The sequence below is a fragment of the Luedemannella flava genome (genome assembly GCF_039528515.1).
Classification (GTDB): domain Bacteria; phylum Actinomycetota; class Actinomycetes; order Mycobacteriales; family Micromonosporaceae; genus Luedemannella; species Luedemannella flava.
Window position 1 is genome coordinate 1 of sequence record NZ_BAAALT010000262.1, and the last position, 2,029, is coordinate 2,029.

Annotated in this window: 1 protein-coding gene; it reads right to left on the reverse strand. The window is 72.9% G+C overall.

Annotation, left to right across the window (positions count from 1 at the left end; all coding sequences use genetic code 11):
- Positions 1 to 2,029, reverse strand: a 2,029-nt coding sequence (locus tag ABD211_RS29455; protein ID WP_344138877.1) for a condensation domain-containing protein, incomplete at both ends; no start/stop codon positions are given.

Sequence of the window (2,029 nt, forward strand, 5' to 3'; positions counted from 1 at the left end):
CGGGTCGATGGGCAGATACGCCGCGCCCGCCTTCCACACGGCCACCATCGCCGTGACCAGCTCAGCGCCCCGGGGCAGGCTCAGGCCGACGACCGATCCGGCGCCCACACCACGACCGCGCAGGCCCAGCGCCAACGTCTCCGCCGCCGCGTCCACCTGCGCATAGGTCAGCGAGACGCCGTCGAACACCACCGCGGCCACGTCCGGCGACTGCCGCACCTGCGCCTCGAACAACTCGACGACCGACAGCTCAGCGACCTCGGCCGCGGTGTCGTTGCCCGCCGACAGAAGCCGGGCCCGCTCACCCTCATCGAGGAACCCGATCCGGTGCAGCGCCACATCCGGTTCACCGGCAAGAGTTCCCGCCAGCGCGGCAACCGTGTTCGCCAGCGCGACACAGAGCATCCCGCCGACCGCGGCCGCGTCGACGGCGCTGACCGCGTGCACGGTCACACTCAGATCGTCGCGACCCGAGTCGTTGACCGCGACGTTCAGCGGATAGTTCGTCCGCTCCCGGGCGAGGATCCGCTGGATGCCGTCCACCGTCTCCGGCGCCGCGCCGCCGGCCACGTGCCGGTAGTTGAGCAGCGACGTGAACAACGGCTGGTTCCCCGCGACCGCGCCGGCCCGCTGCGCCAGGGCCAACGGCGCGTGCTCGTGCTCCAGCAACGCGGCCAGCTGCCCCCGCATCGCCTCCACCGCCGCGCGCACACCCACGTCCGCCGTCCGTACCCGTACCGGAAGGGTGTTGATGAAGGGGCCGACCACCCGGTCGGCGCCCGAACCGGCGTTCATCCGCCCGAACAGCACGGTGCCGAACACGACGTCGTCCCGCCCGGACAGCGCCGCCAGCACCCGCGCCCACGCCACGTGCAGCACGGTCGCCGTGCTGACCCCCAACCGCCGCCCGACATCACGCAGCTGGGCGGCCACCTCAGTGTCCACCGCGACCACCTCGGACACCACGTCCGAACCGTCGCCACGCACGTCCATCAGGCCGTACGGGGCGGTGGTCTCGGTGACGTCGCCGAGCAGGTCGGCGAAGAACCGCTCGTGCTCAGCCCGGGCGACGCCCCCGCGCGCCTGCGCCACGAAGTCGCGGAACGGCAGCGGCGGCGCGAGCGTGTCGCCCTGCCCGGCCAGCACCACCCGCAGTTCGCCGACCAGTACCTCCATGCCCTGGTGGTCCTGCACCATGTGGTGCATCCGGACCAGGCCGAGCCAGCGCCCGTCGCCGACCTCGGCGACGTGCAGGTCCAGCAGGGGCGCCCGGCCGAGGTCCATGGCGAGGCCGGCCACGGACATCAGCGCCGCGGTCGGGTCACCCTCCGACCCGAGCACGTGCTCGACGACCGGGAGCGCCGCGTGCCGCAGGACCACCTGCACCGGTTCCGGCAGGCCTTCCCAGACGATCGCGGTGCGGTAGATGTCGTGCCGGTCGACCACCCGCTGCAACGCACCGGCGAACTCGTCGAGCCGGGCCCGCGAGTCGAACTCCAGCACGCGCATGGTGACGTAGGCGTCCACGCCGCCGTCGGCGAGCAGGTGGTGGAAGAACATGCCTTCCTGCAACGGGGCCAGCGGATAGATGTCGGCCACGTTGCGTGCGCCGCCCGGCGCCGCCGCGACGACCCGGTCGAGCTCCTGCTCGGTCAACGACACCAGCGGCAGCATGTCCACGGTGATCCGCGTGGCGTCGGCCGGGATGAGGTTCGCCGGGACCGGCACCGACTCCGCCACGCTCGCGCTGGCCAGCCCGGCCGGGGTCGGGGACTGGAACAGCGCCCGCACCGACACCGGCAGCCCACGCTCACGCAGGACCTCGACCAGCCGGACCGCGAGCAGGGAGTGACCGCCGAGCCGGAAGAAGTCATCGTCGACCCCGACCGACTCCACCCCGAGCACCTGGGCGAAAGCCGTACACAGGATCTCTTCGCGGACCGTGGCCGGACCGCGGCCCGTGCCGACCGCGTAGTCCGGCGCCGGCAACGCCCGCCGGTCGAGCTTTCCGTTGGCGGTCAGCGGCAAC